This window comes from Parapedobacter tibetensis (assembly GCF_024704835.1).
Classification (GTDB): domain Bacteria; phylum Bacteroidota; class Bacteroidia; order Sphingobacteriales; family Sphingobacteriaceae; genus Parapedobacter; species Parapedobacter tibetensis.
This window is the reverse complement of the sequence record NZ_JAMXBE010000015.1, coordinates 152366-173416: the sequence shown is the minus strand read 5'-3', so window position 1 is coordinate 173416 and position 21051 is coordinate 152366. Positions and strand designations below refer to the sequence as shown.

At 46.3% G+C, this 21051-nt stretch carries 16 protein-coding genes and 1 tRNA gene; 11 read left to right on the top strand and 6 right to left on the bottom strand.

Annotation, left to right across the window (positions count from 1 at the left end):
* Positions 1–258 precede the first annotated feature (258 nt).
* From rho to purS, 3 genes are all read left to right on the top strand, one after another.
* On the top strand, positions 259–1776 hold the full coding sequence (rho, locus tag NF543_RS20730) for a transcription termination factor Rho (protein ID WP_257670109.1): 1518 nt from the start codon (positions 259–261) through the stop codon (positions 1774–1776).
* Between the two features lie 57 nt (positions 1777–1833).
* Entirely contained in the window at positions 1834–2511 is a 678-nt protein-coding gene (pssA, locus tag NF543_RS20725) for a CDP-diacylglycerol--serine O-phosphatidyltransferase (protein WP_257670108.1), read from the top strand.
* Between the two features lie 84 nt (positions 2512–2595).
* Complete coding sequence (purS, locus tag NF543_RS20720; protein WP_257670107.1) at positions 2596–2847, top strand: phosphoribosylformylglycinamidine synthase subunit PurS; 252 nt, start codon at positions 2596–2598, stop codon at positions 2845–2847.
* Between the two features lie 4 nt (positions 2848–2851).
* On the opposite strand, the gene NF543_RS20715 is transcribed toward purS, so the two are convergent.
* Together NF543_RS20715 and folK are read right to left on the bottom strand one after the other, a co-directional pair.
* Positions 2852–3211 carry an Hpt domain-containing protein gene (locus tag NF543_RS20715; RefSeq protein WP_257670106.1) on the bottom strand — a complete coding sequence of 120 codons (360 nt, stop codon included), beginning with the start codon at positions 3209–3211 and terminating at the stop codon, positions 2852–2854.
* On the bottom strand, positions 3198–3716 hold the full coding sequence (gene folK, locus NF543_RS20710; protein ID WP_257670105.1) for a 2-amino-4-hydroxy-6-hydroxymethyldihydropteridine diphosphokinase: 519 nt from the start codon (positions 3714–3716) through the stop codon (positions 3198–3200). Before folK ends, NF543_RS20715 begins: the two co-directional genes overlap by 14 nt.
* A gap of 205 nt (positions 3717–3921) precedes the next feature.
* Here folK and sppA point away from each other — a divergent pair, with 205 nt between their 5' ends.
* From sppA to NF543_RS20695, 3 genes are all read left to right on the top strand, one after another.
* Positions 3922–5694, top strand: coding sequence for a signal peptide peptidase SppA (gene sppA, locus NF543_RS20705; RefSeq protein ID WP_257670104.1), 1773 nt, complete (start codon positions 3922–3924; stop codon positions 5692–5694).
* 1 nt (position 5695) lies between these two features.
* A complete protein-coding gene (locus NF543_RS20700) occupies positions 5696–6565 on the top strand; it encodes a hydroxymethylglutaryl-CoA lyase (protein WP_257670103.1) in 870 nt (289 codons plus the stop codon).
* 170 nt (positions 6566–6735) lie between these two features.
* Positions 6736–7926, top strand: coding sequence for a phosphoglycerate kinase (locus NF543_RS20695; RefSeq protein ID WP_257670102.1), 1191 nt, complete (start codon positions 6736–6738; stop codon positions 7924–7926).
* An 82-nt stretch (positions 7927–8008) separates the two neighbouring features.
* Here the strand turns inward: NF543_RS20695 and NF543_RS20690 are convergent, their stop codons facing one another.
* Entirely contained in the window at positions 8009–10807 is a 2799-nt protein-coding gene (locus NF543_RS20690; RefSeq protein WP_257670101.1) for a hypothetical protein, read from the bottom strand.
* A 1177-nt stretch (positions 10808–11984) separates the two neighbouring features.
* Between NF543_RS20690 and mgtE the strand changes: the two genes are divergently transcribed.
* The 4 genes from mgtE to NF543_RS20670 all read left to right on the top strand — a co-directional run bounded on the left by mgtE (position 11985) and on the right by NF543_RS20670 (position 14807).
* Positions 11985–13361 (top strand): magnesium transporter, encoded by a 1377-nt coding sequence (mgtE, locus tag NF543_RS20685; protein WP_257670100.1) that lies wholly within the window; start codon positions 11985–11987, stop codon positions 13359–13361.
* Between the two features lie 305 nt (positions 13362–13666).
* Positions 13667–13740, top strand: a tRNA-Asn gene (locus NF543_RS20680).
* A gap of 216 nt (positions 13741–13956) precedes the next feature.
* The gene (locus NF543_RS20675) at positions 13957–14124 is read left to right on the top strand and encodes a hypothetical protein (protein WP_257670099.1); all 168 of its coding nucleotides are present in this window, start codon (positions 13957–13959) and stop codon (positions 14122–14124) included.
* On the top strand, positions 14100–14807 hold the full coding sequence (locus tag NF543_RS20670; protein ID WP_257670098.1) for a GNAT family N-acyltransferase: 708 nt from the start codon (positions 14100–14102) through the stop codon (positions 14805–14807). Before NF543_RS20675 ends, NF543_RS20670 begins: the two co-directional genes overlap by 25 nt.
* A 162-nt stretch (positions 14808–14969) precedes the next feature.
* Here NF543_RS20670 and NF543_RS20665 read toward each other — a convergent pair whose 3' ends face one another.
* On the bottom strand, positions 14970–15446 hold the full coding sequence (locus tag NF543_RS20665; protein ID WP_257670097.1) for a hypothetical protein: 477 nt from the start codon (positions 15444–15446) through the stop codon (positions 14970–14972).
* A gap of 351 nt (positions 15447–15797) precedes the next feature.
* On the opposite strand from NF543_RS20665, the gene NF543_RS20660 reads away from it, so the two are divergent.
* Positions 15798–16424 (top strand): cold-shock protein, encoded by a 627-nt coding sequence (locus NF543_RS20660; RefSeq protein ID WP_257957540.1) that lies wholly within the window; start codon positions 15798–15800, stop codon positions 16422–16424.
* A 610-nt stretch (positions 16425–17034) separates the two neighbouring features.
* Here the strand turns inward: NF543_RS20660 and NF543_RS20655 are convergent.
* Together NF543_RS20655 and NF543_RS20650 are read right to left on the bottom strand one after the other, a co-directional pair.
* Complete coding sequence (locus NF543_RS20655; RefSeq protein ID WP_257670095.1) at positions 17035–18150, bottom strand: tyrosine-protein phosphatase; 1116 nt, start codon at positions 18148–18150, stop codon at positions 17035–17037.
* Between the two features lie 21 nt (positions 18151–18171).
* Entirely contained in the window at positions 18172–21045 is a 2874-nt protein-coding gene (locus tag NF543_RS20650) for a TonB-dependent receptor (protein WP_257670094.1), read from the bottom strand.
* Between the last annotated feature and the right edge of the window lie 6 nt (positions 21046–21051).

The window sequence follows — 21051 nt, the reverse complement described above, 5'->3', positions numbered from 1 at the left end:
ACACTAACTTAGATAAGAAAGTTGCATTAGTGAGTTGAATCTACCTTGTTAGTTTTTTTTAATATTTTTTTGGAATACCAAATATAATCCCTTACTTTGCGCAATAATTCTCAAGATTTATCCTTCACTTCGACAAAAATCATTGATTTCTGAAGACCAAATGCTGAAACCATTATTGTTAAGATGTGCGGCTGAGAGAGGTGGATAAATTTCTGTGTATAACAGCGAAATCCTTATTTTATTTTATAATTATAGTTGATGGATATTAATGAATTGAATGCGAAGCTCGTATCCGAATTGCGCGAGATAGCGAGACTAATTGGCATAGTAGACGTAGAAAAACTGCGTAAGCAAGAACTGATCAACAAAATTGTTGAGACAGGTGAAGAAGAAGCTAGACAGGCGGCGCAAGAAGAGCCGAGCCTTACAAATGATGTAGCGACTGCGGATGAACGACCTCGGAAACGGACTCGTACCATAAAGGGTGCCGAGCCAATAAGCTTTAGAGCACCTAGGGAAGAGTCGCTCAGCGAAAACCGGGATACTAGTAGTAGTCGCCCACCAATGGAACAGCGAAGCGATGAGATGCCTGCGGAACAAACTGTTGCACAGAGGCCTTCAAATGGAAGCAAAATAGAAGGCCCTACCTCCAGCCTTGACTTTGATAATGTCATTGTAAACGAAGGTGTACTAGAAATTATGCCCGATGGTTATGGATTTCTTCGTTCATCCGATTACAATTACCTTACCTCCCCTGATGATATCTACGTATCCCAATCACAAATAAAGCTATTTGGACTCAAAACAGGTGATACCGTGCGCGGAAGTATCCGCCCCCCAAAAGAAGGGGAAAAGTATTTTCCATTGGTGAGAGTAGAGGCCATCAACGGGCAAAACCCAGCAGATATACGTGATCGTGTCCCGTTTGATTTCCTTACGCCTCTATTCCCTACCGAGCGGTTGAAACTGTTTATGGGTACAGGGAATTACTCCACGCGCATTATGGATTTATTCACCCCCATCGGTAAAGGGCAACGTGGATTAATCGTAGCGCAACCAAAAACAGGTAAGACCATGTTGCTCAAAGATGTAGCGAATGCCATTGCCAAGAATCATCCGGAAGTTTACCTAATTATTCTTTTGATTGATGAGCGGCCAGAAGAAGTTACCGATATGGCAAGAAGCGTACGGGCAGAAGTAGTTTCATCCACTTTTGACGAACCAGCAGAAAGGCACGTTAAGATTGCCAACATTGTGTTGGAAAAAGCTAAACGAATGGTAGAGTGCGGACATGATGTGGTTATCTTATTGGATTCTATCACACGTTTGGCTAGGGCATACAATACCGTGGCACCCGCTTCTGGTAAAATCTTGTCAGGTGGTGTGGATGCCAATGCTCTTCACAAGCCAAAACGTTTCTTCGGTGCGGCACGTAATATCGAACATGGGGGTTCATTGACGATATTAGCAACGGCATTGATCGATACAGGCTCCAAGATGGATGAAGTCATCTTCGAAGAATTCAAAGGAACAGGCAATATGGAGTTGCAGCTTGATCGTAAACTTTCCAACAAGCGGATATTCCCAGCCATAGATCTGATTGCATCCAGCACGCGTAGAGACGATTTGCTCAACGACCGCGAAACGCTTCAGCGTATATGGGTGTTGCGTAACCACTTGGCGGATATGAATTCGACCGAAGCGATGGAGTTTTTATTGTCTCAAATGCGGGGCACAAAATCGAATGAAGAGTTCCTTGTTAGTATGAACAGTTAATTGTTCCAATGGTTGTTGGCCTTAAGGACAGGTTACCGAAGGCTGACAGCCTATCCTATGAAGAAGCATTTCCCTAATTTCATTACCTGTTTAAACCTATTCAGCGGATGTATAGGCGTGGTGTTTGCATTGCAAGGCCGGTTTGAAATCGCCACATACTGCATGGTTGTATCAGGTATCTTTGATTTCTTCGATGGATTGGTTGCCAGGGCACTGCATGTCAAATCGCCAATAGGGATGGAATTGGATTCATTGGCAGATATAATTAGTTTTGGTCTGCTGCCGGGAGCCATCCTTTATGAAATGCTTGGGATAGCACTTCCAGAAAACGAATATTTGCCTTATATGGGGTTTGTGGTCACGGTTTTTTCAGCGCTTCGCCTAGCCAAGTTCAATATAGATGAACGCCAGTCTACCGATTTCATCGGCCTGAATACCCCCATGAACGCGTTTTATGTGGCTTCATTGCCTTTTGTTGGCGAAACGTATGGCCGCTTCATATACCATCCGGTTTTTTTGATAAGTGGCATCATCGTTACCAGTCTGTTGTTGGTAAGCCATATGCGGCTCTTTTCCTTGAAATTAGGGTCGCTGTCATGGCAGGAAAACAAGTGGAAATTCATTTTCATAATTTTAAGCATACTGTTGATCGGTTTGCTTAAATTTGCGGCAATGCCGGTTATTTTGGCATTATATTTTTTGTTTTCGTATATCCATTTTAAAAAGACAGTATGAATAGCCATGCACAGACAATGTTGAAAATAAGTCAGCATGGCAATTATTGAGAAAGCAAACACAATCAAATAATAAAAAATATATATGAAATTTTTGGCAGAAATCAATGTGATGCCCCTGAAGGAAATTTTGGACCCTCAAGGAAAAGCAGTGACAGGAAGTATGAAAAACCTTGGGTTTATCGAAATAAGCAATGTAAGGATAGGTAAACACATCACATTGGAAATAGACGCCGATAATGAAGATATCGCCCGCCAAAAAGTCGACGACGCCTGTAAAAAACTGCTGGCCAACCTAATCATGGAAAATTATGAGTTTGAAATTAGGGCAGTATAACGTTTCAAATTGTCTCTAAGTACGCCTTCAACTCCTTATAGAGGATGTCAAGTCTTGGAGCCAATTCGGCAAACTTATGCGATAGCAAATGTAGGTCCTGCCTTTCCCTAGCAAGCCTTTCTATTTCTTGCAATTCCTCACGCATTTGATTTGCACCTACATAAGCAAGTGTCGGCTTGATGTGATGAGCTTGTTTATATGCTTTTTCCCATTCTTGTTGTTGGATATAGGATGATAGAAGTTCTATATCATGAGGTGTTTGCTTGATAAAAAGTTCAATGATTTCCCTGATAAGCTGGGTGTTGCCACCCGATAAATCTTCCAAATAATCCATATTGGCTAGCTCAAATCTAGTCTTGCTCATAGGTGTCAGTTTTATAAAGGTGTACGGGTAAACAGTCAGGTGTATGTTGCAATAGTTCGGTAATTGTTTTTTTGAATACAGGATGAACCAAAGTGGGGGCAATTTCCTGCAAAGGTATCAAAGCAAATTTGCGGTTGGGCAAATGTGGGTGCGGTATCTGGAGGTTGGGCTTGTCGATGATCTGGTCGGCGTACCACAGGATGTCAATATCTATCGGTCTTGACCCCCATTTTATAGACCTTTCCCTGCCCAGTCCTTTTTCAATCGCGTTAATCGTTTTTAACAATTGGAAAGGAAGGAGCCGCGTGAATACCAGCACCGCTTGGTTGAGATAGTTCGGTTGGTTTTCATTTCCCCAGGCGGCAGTTTCGTATACAGAAGAAGATTTGGAAATATCTCCTATTTTTTGGGTTATGCCCATCAAAGCACGATCCAATAGTTCCATCCTATTGCCTTGGTTTGTGCCCAATAAAAGATAAGTTTCCGCTATAACAGATGTTGACATTTTAAAAACTCATGTTGTTAGGTCTCCGAGTGACAAATGTAATGAAAAGATTACCACGGTTCCTAAAAGCAGAATGAAATTTCCTTTTATCTTCCATGCCAAACTGTAACTATCTTCAAGTTTTTAGGTCAAAAAAGCAGTCATATATACAAAAAGAAACAATAACTGCATTTTTATTATCTTTGAACAAAAGAAAAAACAGGACATGAGATCATTTTTCAAATACGTGCTTGCCACGGTAACGGGCATAATTATTTCGTTTTTCGTTTTGGTCATTGTGGGGTTTATCATTATTGGTGCCTTGGTTGGTTCAATGAAAACAGAAAAGGAGGCCATAGTGGAAGACAATTCGGTTTTGCACATGGAGCTCAACCACATAATTACAGAGCGTACAATCCCCGACCCATTTGATGAGCTCGAATTGCCAGGGTTCGTTACCACTAAAAGTTTTGGATTGAACGATATTTTGGAGCGGATAGCGGGCGCCAAGGAAGACGACCGCATAAAAGGCGTCTACCTCGACCTTTCAGCTGTGTCGGCCAGTTTTGCCACCCTGCAGGAAATTAGGGATGCGTTGTTGGATTTCAAGGAGTCGGGCAAATTCATCATTGCCTACAGCGAAGGTTATACCCAACGGGCATATTATTTGGCATCCACTGCTGATAAAATCTACATCAATCCCGAAGGAACGATTGACTTTAGGGGGTTGGCATCCCAGACCATGTTCATGAAAGGAGCGCTTGACAAATTAGGTATCGAAGCCCAAGTCATCAAGGTGGGCACCTATAAAAGTGCAGTAGAACCTTTTATATTGGATAGAATGAGCGATGCGAATCGCGAACAGGTAAATTCATTTCTGGGTAGCATATATGAACACTTCATCACACAGGTTTCCGAGAGTCGCAAAATTACACGTGATTCATTGTTTGCAATCGCTGACGGCTATTTGGTGCGTAATGCCGATGATGCAATCACTTATCGATTGGCAGATGACAAGAAGTACAAGGACGAATTGCTTAGCGAGCTGAAAACGTTGCTCGATATCGATACCGACAAAGATATTAATGCCGTAATCCTTACAAAATACAAACCTGCCGTGCAAAAAGGGAAAGCCGCCATACGGGACCGCATAGCCGTGGTGTATGCCGTTGGTGAAATCGTATCGGGAGAGGGGGGGGATGAACTCATCGGATCAGAACGCATTTCGCGTGAATTGCGTAAAATGCGTAAGGATGACAAAGTGAAGGCCGTTGTGTTCCGCATTAATTCGCCAGGAGGTAGCGCTCTCGCCTCTGATGTGATTTGGCGTGAAGTGGATCTTCTCCAGCAGGAAAAACCAGTGATGGTTTCTATGGGTGATGTAGCTGCTTCAGGGGGCTATTACATCGCAGCCGCAGCTGATTCCATTTTTGCCCAACCCAATACCATAACGGGCTCAATAGGTGTCTTTGGGTTGATACCCAACATGAAAACCTTGATGAATGATAAGCTGGGTATTACATACGACAAAGTGAAGACAGGCAAATATGCCGATTATTTAGCTAATGTTGACCGTCCGCTCACCGCAGAAGAACGTAATATTCTCCAAATGGAGGTCAACCGGATTTATGATACTTTTCTGAAACGGGTAGCTGATGGGCGTGGACTTACCAAAGAGCAGGTGGATAGCATTGGGCAAGGCCGTGTATGGAGTGGGCGGCAAGCAATGGCCAACGGCTTGGTAGATCGTTTAGGTAGTATTGAAGATGCTATTGCAGCCGCAGCCCATAAGGCCGGATTGGAGGATTATCGATTGGTAACCTATCCCGCCATTAAGAGCCCTTTTGAGTCGCTCTTGGGGTCTTCGACCGACAAAATCAGTGCATGGTTTGGCAGACGTGAACTGGGCGAGCATTACCGCTACTATGAGCAGTTAAAAATGACCTTGCAGCAACGTGGTATCCAAGCACGGCTTCCTTATACCATAGAAATTAATTAAGATGTTGCGCAATGACGGCAAAAAGGTGTTCATCACGGAATGTCCACGCGACGCCATGCAGGGAATACCTGGCTTTATCCCCACGGCGATTAAAGCCAAGTACCTCCAATTGCTTTTAGCTGTAGGTTTTAGCCGTTTGGATTTTGGGAGTTTCGTCTCCCCCAAGGCTATCCCTCAGATGCAGGATACAGCCGAAGTGCTGGACATGCTGAATACAGCTACAAGTTCAACTAGTCTACTGACCATCATTGCCAATGTTCGAGGGGCAAAAGAAGCCTCAAGGCAGGCGCAGGTAGACCTACTGGGATTTCCTTTTTCGGTATCGGAGACCTTCCAATTGCGCAATGCCAACAGTACGATCTCGCAAGCATTGGAAACTGTACAACAATTGGTCGCGATATGTCGCGAAAACCATAAAACTCCGCTGGTTTACCTTTCGATGGGTTTCGGAAATCCTTATGGAGATGCATGGAGTCCTGCTATCGTGGCGGATCAGACATCAAAGTTGGTTGATGCCGGTATAACGCATTTTGCGTTGGCAGATACCGTTGGTAGCTCCAAGCCCGACAACATCGCGGAAGTATATACCTATATAAAGGCAGCGTTTCCGGCCATCGAGCTGGGCTTACACCTGCATAGTACACCAGAGGCAAGCCGAAATAAACTGATTGCTGCCCTTGATGCCGGATGCAACCACTTTGATACAGCGTTGCGGGGTTTTGGCGGGTGCCCCATGGCTGAGGATAAACTGACGGGCAACATTGCCACCGAAACCTTGCTGCAGGTTCTGTACGAGCTAAATATCGAAACCAACTTGGATAGGGTCGCATGGGCAGAAGCTATGCAGTATAGTGATGAAGTGTTTGGATAAGTCGGAAGTCCGTAGTCGTGGAGTCTTGAAGCAGCATACTTAGTATTTAGGCGCTGACCCATAGATTCCAAATCCGATACAAGAAAGATATAAAATGAGCAATATTTCTTAGATTTTGCCAATTCTTGTTTTAGATTTGTGTCCCAAATGAAATAAACACGATAGATAAAATGAAAACCATAGACAATTTAGATTTTTCAGGAAAAAAAGCATTGATACGGGTGGATTTCAATGTGCCACTTGATGAGCATTATCATATTACAGACGACAATCGCATCCAGGGCGCAGCACCCACTATCAAGAAAATCTTGAACGATGGTGGGGGCGTAATCCTCATGTCACACTTGGGTAGACCCAAGGAGGGACCAACGGAAAAATTTTCTTTAAAGCATATTGTCAAGCACCTTTCGGACGTATTAGGCGTACCTGTGCAATTTGCGGATGACTGCATCGGCGAAGAAACCAAGGCTAAGGCCGCGGCCCTGAAATCGGGCGAAGTACTTCTCTTGGAAAACCTCCGCTTTTATAAGGAAGAGGAAAAGGGCGACAGGGATTTTGCAGAAAAATTAGCGACGCTTGGTGATGTGTATGTCAACGACGCATTCGGCACTGCACATCGGGCACATGCCTCCACGGCGGTGATTGTCCAATTTTTCCCAAAGGCCAAATATTTCGGATACCTGATGGCCGCCGAGGTTGGCAATGCTGAGCGGGTATTAAACAACCCCGAACGCCCATTCACGGCCATCATGGGTGGAGCTAAGGTATCCGATAAGCTCGAACTGATAGCGGCGTTGCTGGATAAAGTGGATAATCTCATTATCGGAGGAGGCATGGCGTATACGTTTGTCAAGGCCCGTGGGGGCGAAATCGGCAAGTCCTTGGTTGAATTGGATAAATTGGACTTAGCCAATGACCTTGTAAAGAAAGCGGAAGAAAAAGGGGTTAATCTTGTGCTGCCCACCGATTCGCAGATTGCCGATGAGTTCGCTCCGGATTCGCCGGCTTATAACGGGCCGAATGACGAGATTCCCGCAGACAAGATGGGACTTGATATTGGCAGGGAATCAGGTGAGCATTTTGCCCAAGTAATCTTGGCCTCCAATACCATTTTGTGGAATGGCCCAATGGGTGTGTTTGAGATGGATAAATTTGCTAAAGGTACCAAGGCGGTGGCCGATGCAGTAGTGGCTGCAACAGAACGCGGCGCCTTCTCATTGATAGGTGGCGGAGATTCCGCAGCGGCGGTTAGCAAATTCGGCATGACCGAACACGTCAGTTATGTTAGCACGGGAGGTGGCGCTTTGCTCGAATACATGGAGGGCAAGGAGCTGCCGGGAGTGAAAGCGATAAATGAATAAATGGACTTTACCTGATTGATGAACCGGCACCTGCCGGTTTTTTTATGGGTAAACATATTGATATAAGCTCAAGACTACCTCCTCAATAGCTGTAATTAATGCTATAGGTGGTAAATACCCTCCGCTGTGCGCCTGCTTCGTTGGCGTAAATGAGTTTTGCACCGATATCAAAATTGGGTAGGTAATAGCGCAGTAAATTCATGTCCGATCGAAATTCAATACCGAATGTGCGGGGCTGGAATGCGTTTCCGGCCCGCACATTCTGGAAATCCGCGAAAAAGCCACCCTTGAAACGTTTGATATAGGCCAGTGGGCCGATGGCCCAATCGGGGTAAGCGATTGGGAACCGGTAATTGAACAGCAGGGTATTATCGACTAGCATGGGTCTCAACTGATCGTAGCCGCTTACCAGCGGGATGTCGTTAGCCATGTTGTATGCGCCGTTGCCCTGTTGGTAGTTGAACCGTACCAATGTGGAATGATTGTGCCGTAGACCAGGGAAATAGAATGCTGTGCGGAATGACAATAGCTCACCAGACATCCTATCCTCGAACGGGAAATGCCGATACGTCATACTGAAATTTTGGCCCCATCGTGGTGCAAGGTCCAATGCGCTGCGCCTTGCATTGCGATTAAAATAAACCTGATAATGTAAAGGGAAATGAATGCGTGCAATAAACCGATTCTGTAATTGAGGCTGGCTTAAGCCATAACGGCTGGTGTATGAAGTGGCGGTGTTGAACCCCATAGTATAAACACTGTTGAGACGGTAGAAGGCCAAGGGAATTTCCATACGGAAAGTAGCCACGTTTTCACGCCAGCGCAGACCCAATAACGAATCACTGTCATTTGAAATCCGTGCGACACCCACCTGCCCGCGGTTTCGGTATTCCAGGGAAAACTTGGGAAAGAAACGACGGTAAGCTGCCGAAGCCATGTATTCGCTACTCCTGATATCTCCATTATAGGTATACCCCAAACGGATTTGGGAGGTATTTAATAAGTCGTCAGACAGCCAGTAGATACCTGGATTGATATTATCCAAGCTGCTCAAATCACTGTTATCTACCGATAAGCTGTGGAAGTTGATAAGATTTTTTATGCCTTTATAAGGCTTTGACGTGAAGATCTTGGTTTTAAAGGTATCGATAGACCCAAAAATATGTTCTTCGCTTAAAAGGGGTTTAAAATAGCTGATATGCGAATTAGTAATTTTTTCAATTTTTTCACCGCGTTGATTATCCCACCCAACACGGCTGATTTGATACCCGTCTATTTGATAGTTGTTAAACCATATTTGTTTGTTTTCGCCGTCGAATGATGGGTTAAATGCACCAAACGGAGCATTGGTAAGTTGCCTAGTGGACCTCGTTGTCTGGTCAAAGGCATAAATATTGTCTATACCGTTGTAGTGTGCCTTGAAAACGATATGGTCTCCTGCATAGACAGGACGCTCGATTTGCTGGGATTGCCAGTCCAGCAGGCGCGTATATACCCCAGTTCGGATGTCCAATTCCATCAGTGTAGCCCCTTGTTGGTATATACCTGTGGACACTACTTTTTTGCCAGTTTCATTAAATGCGGGTGTTTGTAATAGACCATTCTCGGGCGAGGGGAATCTGGCGATTACTTCACCATTTTCAGCATGAAGCAGCACGAGACTGATACGATTACCTTCATCTATTTGTACGGCCATTATGTGTAGGCCATCAGGGCTGAGTGTAGGGGAAAAATACCTGCTTCTGTGTGTAAGTTGTCGGTATGACGCGGTATTCAGGTCGTAAATATTGATGATGTTGTATGTGCGTTTGCCATAGCGACTATGCCTGCGGATTTCATCCCAAGTAATTTTTCCAGCAGCATAAGCGAAATTTGGTTCGGTCTGACGCCCCGTTTTTATTACCTGTTTTTGCCGGCCAAGGGAATCTAGTATGACAATCGCGGGTACCTTCTGGGCGCTTTGGTGCAAAGCGATAATACGGCCCTCGCCAAGGGTTTTTGGAAATAGCCAACTCTCCGGTTTGCCAGTCTTTCTATGAGGGAAAATAGGGTAGTCCACCGGTTTGTTTTTTGCCAATTGTCCCTGCCATTTTTCGGTTAATTCCATACGGGTTTTTTCATGCCACTGACGGGTGTTAAGGCCTGTGAATTTTTTTAAGGAATTGCTGAAATTATAAGGGCGGATGGGCAACTTCGCCATGCGTGTCATCAGGCTGTCGAGGATGCCTGCGCCATGCTCTCTTTGCAACTTTGCAGTCATGAAATACCCCAACTCATAGAAGCCTGGTGTGACGGATGCTAATGACCCTAAATAGTCCTTTTGATAACTGAATTGTTTGCCACTAATTAGATTGGTTCGGAAGGGCATTTCCCACGAGGGAAGCCGGCCTCTTCCACTGGGGGTAAGGAGGGTTTCCGTGATTACGGCATCTCCTTCAAAAAACCAGGAAGGTAATGTGATTCCGTAAATGGCGAGCCCCAATTGCTCAAAGAAGGGAGCGCGCAGATAACCTGTCAATTTGTCAAATTGTACTACATGGCGAAGTTCATGGATGGCAAGGTTGTTCATCCAGTCCTGGAAATCGCTTTGTTGCGGAGGGGTGGTATAAAACTCCGAACGGCGAGGTGCAAGCTGTACATTCCCATTGGATTCGACGGTTTGATTTTGTAGAATGATGGAAATTTTCCGAGGCTTTTTCCCAAGCGTTTTATGTACTTGCTCCACCATGCGTTCAAGCTGCCCTGCTAATTTCTGAGCCCCATCTTCAAATGTCGATGGATATATTACTTGGAAATTCGCTGTATGAATTTGTCGCCATTTTACACTTGTTGGGTACTGATCATCGTTAAAAATTTGCGAAAAAACGGTATATGAATACATACATAATATAAATATAGTTAAGTATTTGATTATTAATGTATAGTTTGTATAAATTTTAGTTCTCATATTGGTTTGCCAGTATTTTTAGTAAATCTTAACTATAAAACGATTCCTTATTGTTACTTATTAATTTATATAAATTATATTATATATTGATTATTAATATTTAATAATAACTTGTATTTTCATTATTATGCTTTTTCATCATGTTTATTCTTCGAAAAATATACAGTAGAATTCGAAATTTTTAAAGTTGGTGTCGATACTTAAAAACACATGCTAATGTACACTATCTTTTTGAGTTCCCTCCACTGTTTTCATCACAGGACGTTCATTTTAACAAAGGTATAGTACAACACTATTTTGATTACGGTAAAGGGAATTGACCGTCCCCTATTTTGATGAAAGCGTACATTGATCATTGAGTTCTCTAGTTAAGTGATGTGCTTGGCTGATGTCTAACGCTTGAAGAAATCAGGAGGATTGGCGTGCCTATTCTTTCAAATCCAAAGGTAGATTATCTGCAGTTTAGTAAAATGATTGGCTGACATGTTGTCCTGATTCTTATGTCTTATCATCGTCGACCGCTATTACCATTGACGTGTTTATCCTTGGTGCCACCTTAATAGTTATGAGAATTTCTTGTCAGAGTGAAAGCTGGAAAAAGCCTACTTAGTCGGTGCCATAATGCGAGTGAGCATGTAGATATGTACGTCCTCCCGCCATCCGGAAAACGGACCAATGATAGGCAAATAAACAGTCAAATTGGAGTTGACAAAATGCGCCTTAAGCTATCGGTTCAACACCTAAGGAATGACACCGAAATTATGGATCCCTAATGAATCACAAGCTGTCTATCGACAGCGCATCGAAGGGGGATGGAAACATGATCTTCACCTCCTCTTGGCGGCTTGATGAAGGCCTCCATTACAGCGATAATTTCTGTTTATTTTTTTGCTCATTTGCACGCTTTACCAGCCTTTACCACCACGCCTCTTAAGGACTTGATATTTTAAAATTCCAAGGCAACGATATGGTTAACTGGCGAACTCAACGATCGGCAAATTTTGTCCCGTTTTTGTCGCTTCACGTTCGTTCTTTTAATTTAAAAAGCCGACTTTTGCAGCAAAACATTTAACCGATGTAGAATATCACTTTTTAATTAAGAGGAGTGCCCATGGACGAATTGGATACGCTGGTAGAACAAACCGAATTGCTTTTGGCCGAAGGCGATGAACAACAACTCAAGGAATACCTTGATGAGTTGAATATTTCTGACGTGGAAGCGCTGATTGATGAACTGCCGGAATATGGTTCCACATTCATCGAAACACTCAGCATCAATCGTGCTGTCAATGTGTTCCGCATTCTTGATTTCCCCACCCAGGAACGTATCCTCAAGAAGCTGCCCGGCCCTAAGATATCGGAGATTATCAACGAAATGCCTCCAGATGACCGGACGGCTTTTTTCAGCGAACTGAAAGGAGACGTGGTGAAGCAACTCATCATCCTTCTGCCCCAGACCGACCGCAAGGAAGCGCTTGCGTTGCTGGGGTACCCCGAGGATAGTGTAGGGCGGCTGATGACCCCGGACTACATTACGGTGAAACAACATTGGACAATTGCTCGTGTGCTGGAACATGTGCGCAAATATGGAAAGGCATCTGAAACAATTGACGTCCTTTATGTCATTGACAAGAATGGCGAACTTCTGGATGACATCCGTATAAGAGATATCCTATTGGCCGACCCTGAAACAAGAGTCAAGGATTTAATTGACAGCAGGCTGATTGCTTTGAATGCCAATGACCCGCAGGAAGAGGCAATCAATGTTTTCCGGATGAACAACCGGGTGGCGTTGCCCGTAGTAGATGCGCAAGGCATTATGCTGGGTATCGTCACAGTTGATGACATCCTTTGGGTAGCCAATGAGGAATATACCGAAGACATGCAACGGATAGGCGGTACCGAGGCATTGGATGAACCCTACTTGGATGTATCGGTCGCACACCTAGTCAAAAAAAGGGCGGGCTGGTTGATCGTGCTATTCTTGGGGCAACTCATTACAGCAACTGTGCTTGAACATTACGAAAGCCAGTTGGCGAGTGCCATATTGATTTTGTTTATGCCTTTGATTCTTTCCAGTGGTGGTAATAGCGGCTCACAAGCATCCACATTGATTATTCAAGCCATGGCATTGGGTGAGGTGACCTTGGCTGATTGGTGGCGGGTGATGCGAAGGGAGATACTTTCGGGATTGCTACTGGGATTGATATTGGGTACATTAGGTTTTATTCGCATCTATACTTGGCAAGCATTCTCACAAGCCTATGGAGAGTATTGGTTATTGGTGGGAATAGTAGTAAGCTTGTCGCTCTTAGGGGTAGTGCTATGGGGATCGTTAGTGGGCTCTATGCTTCCTTTTATCCTGCGTAGGTTGGGTGCAGATCCGGCTTCATCCTCGGCGCCATTTGTATCTACCTTGGTAGACGTAACGGGATTGATTATCTATTTTACAGTGGCTACCCTTATCCTGACCGGGTTCCTGCTGTAACCCCTCTGCGGCCAAAAGGTGTATACTCTTGGTCAACTTTGTTACGCGGCTTAGGTCGTTTTGTTATCAATAAATGATATATACGCTTGTGAAGGGCGAGGCGACTCCCATTTATTCATACAATTATACTTTTGAAAAAAGGGGGATCTCATAGCAAATGAGGTAATAATTTAAGGCTAATATTGCTTCTTGGAGGCTGTTTAAAATATTTAAAATATTTTTTGCTTTTTAGACAGAAAGTTCCGAATATTGCAGTCCCGAAAATGGGGTGCGCCGGTCAAAACCAGTACCAGCTCAAACAACACTCCTGAATAGCTCAGCTGGTTAGAGCATCTGACTGTTAATCAGAGGGTCGCTGGTTCGAGCCCAGCTTCAGGAGCCGATTTTATAAAGCCCTTTTTATCAAAAAAAAGGGCTTTTTTTATGCGCTGACGCATAATTCGCCCTTTTTGTTCCCTGAAAGCTTCTTGTAAAATTAAGGTGATGACGGTGAATTCCGCATGCTTTTCTGCATAACTCCACGGAAAAAGCTTTACAAATACTTTACAAAAATTCTGAACGCTTCCAGAGGTTTCAAAACCGAAAAGGACGTGTTATGTCAACAGTAAATGCAAAAGTATTAGCGCACCAAAAGAAATTGGATGGTACGTGGAATGTTAAAATCAGTGTATGCCAGAAGAGTATTACCAAATACATTGATACCGTACATTTCGTCAGCCAGAACCAGCTGACAAGGGGTTGGAAATCAAGGATACCTTCCTAAAGAAAATTCTGAATAAAACGCTTGAGGATTACCGGACCAAAATCAGCGACCTCGGTGAAAAGATCAAATTGTTCAATGCCCAGGATGTCAAGGATTATCTCATTGGCCATGGAAAGCGTGGTTTTTACCTTGCACAGTTGTTCAAAATGGATAAAGCATTCACGCCCATGCTGAAGGAAAGCATGGAGCTGGGGCGCAGTTGGATACGTGAAGGATACCAGCAAACGGCCATGCCACTGTACCTGTTGTGGAAAGGCGTCGCACGCTGTTTGGAGATGTATCCGCAGTGCCGCTACCTCATCGGGCCGGTAAGCATCAGTGGCGATTTCTCGCGGTTTTCCCGTTCGGTGATCGTGGAGTTTATCCGGCGCAACTGTTATGACCATCGCTTTGCCGATTTGATACGGCCGCGGAAAAGGTTTAAGCCCACCCTGATGAAGATGAACCTGGAGGCGCTGTTGAGCAATCCCACCGACTTTTCGGCGTTGGAACGGCTGGTTATGGATATCGAAAAACCCAACCGCCGCTTTCCTGTACTTTTACGGCACTACCTGCGTCTCCAGGCAAAGATCATCGCATTCAACGTGGACCCTAAATTCAACCATTGCCTGGATGGATTTCTGGTGTTTGACAGGCAGGAATTAAACGAGGCCATGGAGAAACGTTTTTTTTCCAAAACTTAATTTGCGACGCAGGCCGTCGGTGTAATCGATTTGTCAGACATGCTGGTTCATGGGAAACAAAAGGATGGGGGCACCGGTGCATTCAGGGCCATCTATGAGGGGTATGGATGGCACCCATCCCTTCTCCGCGGCCGGCTTTATAATTCCAGAAGAATATGGACACTATCCCTTTGGGGCGATAACGGTATCCGCCTCGGGATTGGTTTTTGTAAGCGCTGTTTTTTCGTTGGCAGCTTGTTTTGGTGTGGAGGGTCGACTGCCGCCCCTGGAGGCTTTTACGGGTGTCGGGCTAACCTCCGAGCTTGATAATGCATTGGCCAAGGCAGGTTTGTTTGTCTCGGTTTCATCCCGTTTCGTTGCGGAAACAGCCTTTTTAATGCTTTTTCCCGTCTTTCTTCTCGCTGTGGCCGCCAACTTTTTGGCTTTCTCCTTTTCCTTGGCCGCATTCACTTTGTTAGATTTCCGGATAGACTTTTCCGCTTTAGCGAGGTGCTTCAATGCCTTTGGTCCGTGTCGCTCACCAAGGGTTGACAGGGCAGCCAAGGCTTGTCCAACTTGACCGAGTTCATGGGTCAATTCCTGCTGGCGTTTGTTTAAGTAACCAATGATTTGGTCGTTATTGATTTTAATTTTTGACATGTTAATTTGCTATTAAGTTTAAGCAAATCTAATTAAATTATTGAAGCAAGAGCGCTGTTTTATTGTGGTAGTTAAACGCAGTCTTAATATTTTAAATTAACATAATATTAACAATTATTTAACATTAAGAACCACGTATTGCCAAACCATTGCATACATCGATCTAAACATGGTTTTCGTCATTACGCTGGCTCGGTTGGAATGCCGAAGCACAATAGAACGGGAATAAGTCCAAGGATTTTGTTAACAATAATTTAATATGGGAGAAGGCGCCTATACCATAACAAATGAAGCGGGCTGACTGGACGGGCTAAACGGCGGCCAAATTGACAAAGCCAACATGAGGATAATGTGAAGCTAAATTTAAATAATGTGAACAGGCCGAGTTATACACCGATTAACCGTGTTTTATGGCAGATAGATTGGGCAATGATACTGGGAACCGTCAAATGGTACAGCCGCGACAAAGGATTCGGGATGCTGGAAACACCTTCCGATGGTGCAGTATTTATTCATATCAACAGCTTCCGCTCCAAACCGATTGAAATCTTCAAAATGCAGGTCATCGCCTTTAATAAGAGAAAAGACCGGTCCGACCAAAAAGTCGCCGCCGCGGACAGCCGGCTGTTGGAGCACAGGGACTTTCCCTTGGTCATGTCACTATCGGGCGGGCCCAACCAGGTAAACCTCGCCGATGCGCAGCGACCAGGACAACCCCCATCCAAGCCACGATTCCATAGCCTTCTTCTTTTGGCCGCAGACCAGCTCTTCCGTTCTATGGATGTCGGGACCATACAGGATACGCTATGCGATTACGTTGTGAAAGAACTGGATGAACAACTGCTGATCCCCTTTTGCGAATTCGTCGAACGGTGGACAGCACGACAGGGCAATGACCCAGCCAAATTGTCCCTTTCCACGGAAGTGTTCGCATATATAGGCGACAACCTGACCCCCAGCATACTCTTTCGCGTCTGAAAACAGCGCGCCTTCCGCTATATCGGCCGGGAAGAAACCGGCGACTATGAAATTCCCGAAGATGTAGTGGGCGATTTCCTGCCCGAGATCGGCCCTGATGAACGCCTACGCATCAGCCATTATTCCTATGGAGCCCGATTCCAAGTCGAATTCCCAGGTTGACAAGCATAAGGATTCATCCTCAGTATATCTGTGTCGCCCACCTGAATGAAGCAGCTTCCAGATTTCAATCTTAAACCTTTCTGAAAGTATATTTGAGTTTGAATCATTTTGGATGCTCTTGTCATGGTATTGGATTTATTGGAGTTTTATGTAAATGACAATCTGCAGCGTAACTCGGTGTGGTCCAAGATATGGTAGTCAAAGATGCTTTTGCAAACACTGTCATTGCCATAAGCCAGTTTGCTATATGTTGTTCATATGGCTTTTCCTGACATGGTTTTTACCCTGATTATTTATACCGTATAAAAATATCCACATTCGTATTAACTTNTGTCATTGCCATAAGCCAGTTTGCTATATGTTGTTCATATGGCTTTTCCTGACATGGTTTTTACCCTGATTATTTATACCGTATAAAAATATCCACATTCGTATTAACTTAATGTTATCAAAATACCGGGGACAGCTGCGGGTTTGGGCCGTAGGTGAACCGTTGGCGGTAAACCTGTTTCAGCGAGTCGGTAATCCCGATCTGGTTCCGTAGGTATTCGTCCATTCCTCCATATTCACGGTCGATGGCATCAAATGCGGCCTGCAGATACGTTTCATCCACTATCAGCAAGGGGATGACGACCTCGGGGTCGAGATCCGCTTTAAGCATACTGCCCCAGTTGGCTTTGTCCAAAGACCCCGTCATGGATTCGTGTGTATAGTAGTTGGTCATCAGGTATTCGTCCATGATGGTTTGCCGGTCCACTCCCAGGATGGAGAGGATCAGTGCCGTGGTGAAGCCTGTACGGTCTTTCCCCGCTGTGCAATGGTACAATACAGGGCCGTCGGCGTCCATAGTTTCCCGGACGACCTGTTTGAATTTAGGGGCATAAATTGTGGCAAAGGCAGCGTTGGCTTCCACCAGCAGGCGCTTTGCATCCGCCACCGTCAATTGCCCGTTGGTGATTTTTTCCTGTACACCGGCAAAAGCCGCGGCGTGTTGGTCGTCGAATATGGATAAATGCAATGGCTCCAATCCGGCGGGGAGGTGGTCGGGCTCCGCCTCGATCTCATCGACCATACGCAGATCGATCACCTTGCGGATGCCCAATGCGTTGAAATAGCCGAATTGGGCATCTGTCAATTCCGATAGCTTATCCGACCGGTAAAACCGACCCCATCTCACGGTTCTTCCGTCGTCAGTTTTCAGTCCACCGATATCCCGTAGGTTCGCAGGGCCAGCCACAGCGATCTTCCGCTCGGAAACGATCGTGGTGTCCCCCGCTATCGAAACGATGGCGAAGAATGTCCGCTCCCCCTGTACCGGGAGCTCTACCAATGTATCTGCCGTTTCAATACGGGGGTGGCCCCAATCAAAAACTAACGTAGAGTCACTTTGAAAGATTTTATGGAAACCATTTGCCGGAAGCTGAAGCCGGTAGGAATTGCCTGTGCGCTCTGCCCTGTAGGCTTCCTGCAATGTGATTTCCTTTGGGGGTAATTCTCCACGACGGCCGCAGCCGATAACCACAAGGACCATCCCGGTAGCTAGCCATATTTTGTTGCTCTTCATTGATTTGATATATATGCTTGTTTAAAACAATTGGTAATTTAGTCCCACCAACCCCCGAACGGAATAAAATTCCAGTTGCTCAGGCCGGTTGCGGTTGCCCTGGTAATAGCGCAGCTGTTCGTTGGTCAGGTTGTTGACCTCCAGGAAGAGGGTTAGTTTCCGGTTAAACCGATAGGAGGCGGACACGTCCACGGTGAAATTGCGGTCATACCAACGGTAATTTTCCGGATTGCCCTGTACCAAAGCCAGCGCTTCGCCCTTGTAGTTGCCCGCCAGACGGATCATCAGCGCATCGCGCTCATAAAACAGCGCGGCATTGAAGATGTGCTTGGATTGGTTGGGCAGCACTTCGGTGGCGATGGTCTGGACGATTTCGCCGTTTCCATCTTCCGCAAAGCGAGGCACATTCATCTCGGATGTGGTGTAGGTGTAGTTGGCTTCCACACCAAAACCACCCCAGAATCCGGGGAGGAAAGACAATCGCTTGGATATGCCGGTCTCGAAGCCCGCCAGCCATCCGCTTTCCGAATTTTCCGGTTGCGTTACACGGTACAGCACACCGTCGATCGTCTGGAAGGTCTGGGCACTGTAGATGACATTTTCCAGTTGCTTGTAGAAAGCCCCCACGCTGACCACGCCGATATCATGGAAGAAATACTCTCCCATCAGGTCGAAGTTGTTGGCAAATGTGGGTTTCAGGCTGATGTTTCCCCGTGAGATCATGGGTGGCGAGAATATCAGGTTGACGCTTTCCGTAGGGTTGAGGTCGGCGAAATTTGCCCGTGCAAAAGTACGGGTGTAAGCGGCGCGCAGGTTCAGGTTAGCAAGCGGGCTATACTTGAGGTGCAGCATGGGCAGGAAGGCACTGAAGTCGCTTTCGTTGCTTACCGGGTTGATTTCAGTGGTCGGGTCCGCTGCAGTGCCGCCGCGGACCACTTCATTGCCATCATACTTCAACTTTGTGTACTCATAGCGCACCCCGCCAATAAGAGCAAGCTGATCCGTCAGCTTATAATCACCCATGATATACGCCGCGGCGACATTTTCATTGCCGGAGTAGTAGGATGGCGCGGTGTCGGGGTTCTTTTCGTCCATGGTCAGGTGGTAGTAGAGTGGATCGGCCAACGCATCCGGCGCAAACAACTTGTCCAATTGATCCAAGGTGATGGCGTCTACCAACACCCCATCGTAAGGCCGATCGAGCTCACTGAGGAAGCCCCCATGGCTGGGGAAAGACTCCGTTTGGTAATTGGAAGTGTAGCTGGGATTGCCCATGGCCGCCCCAAGGTGAACATAGATGTCCATCGGGCTCCCCCGTTCGAGGTATTTTTTTTTGTACTTGCCCCCTACTTTCAGTTGCAGGCTGCTGCTGGGATGCAGGGTCAGGTCCAGCTGGGCGGAGCGGTCACGCTCGAAGCTGGCAGTCTCCAAAGCCAGCAATTGTGACAGGTACATCTGCTCGGCCGGGACCGGACTGGACAGATGGGGCAATACCCGAGTATAGTGATCCCCCTGATAACCATCGGGTGCATCGATATCCAGGTATTTCTTTCCATCTACAGTGAGGTTGCCGAACGATACAGGCGCGGAGAAATACGCCATCTGGTAGACACCGCTGGCGGCCTCGGATCCCTTGGGTTTGCGGGTCTCCATGTCGGTGGTATAGGTGGATACCTTCCAGTCCACCTGCAGGCGGCCACCGGTGCTATGGTGATTGCCGCCAAGCTCCCCGCCGGATAGATTGATACCTATGATCCCCCTTCTACGGCGCAGGTCGAACTGGCTTTCCGGGAAATTGAAGAGGTGTTCATACGCCGTTTCGTCATCCTGGAAATCGGTATATATGCCCCGCAGGAAGAGCTTGTGGTCGGCGTTGACCTTATACTCCAAGCCTGTGTTGATTCCGTACGTCCGTCGTTGGCCAATGTAATCCCGGAGCTGGAGCTCGTTCACGGCTTGGTCCTGCTGGTCGTATACCATTTCGAAGTTGTCTGTCCCCCAATTGCGTTGCCAGTAGGAACCCGACACCATCAGCCCCAACTTGCGGTCGAAGAAATGGTCTCCGTAAAGCAACGAGCCGCTGTATATACCCTTTTCCGCCTGATTGTTGTATCCCCCGGCACCGGTCACTTTCAAAATACGCTGTGCGGGGGCGGTACGCGTGATGAAGTTGACAGATCCGCCGATAGCATCGCCCTCCATATCCGGGGTGATGGCCTTGGCCAGCTGCACATACTCGATCATCTCCGAGGGAAAGATGTCCAGCGGGGAAGTGCGTGTTCCCTGCGAATTGTCGGAAGTACCTTCCGAGGTGGGCATGCGATCCCCATTAATCAATGTCGAATTCCATTGGAGCGGCGTGCCGCGTACGGTGACATAACGGCCCTCGCCATGGTCCCGTTCGATGGCTACTCCCTGGATGCGCTGCACGGCCTCCGCGGCGTTCCGGTCGGGCAGCTTGCCGATGACGTCCGAAGCGATAACGTTCACGATGGCGGAAGAAGCTTTCTGGATGTTATAAGCCTTGGCTTGGCTGGTGGCCAGTGTGCCGGTAATGGTCACCTCCTCCAGCGCGGTGCCAGATGTGTTATTGAGCATGACCGTTCCAAGATCGACTGTTTCACCCGCGGCGATGGAAACCTGTTGCGTGTGATGTTCATAGCCGATGTAAGAAACCGCAAGCGAATAATCGCCCACGGGGATATTGGCGATGGAAAACAGGCCATTGAGATCGGTGCTTCTGCCAAGATTGACGCCAAGCAGCTTGACGGATGCACCCGGAAGTTTACCATTTCCATCGGCCACTGAACCGATGATTTTGCCCGAGGGGCGCTGCGCTTGCGCCGTGAACACGGTAGCAAGCAACAGCAATAAAAAGGATAACGGTGTTTTCATGTTACA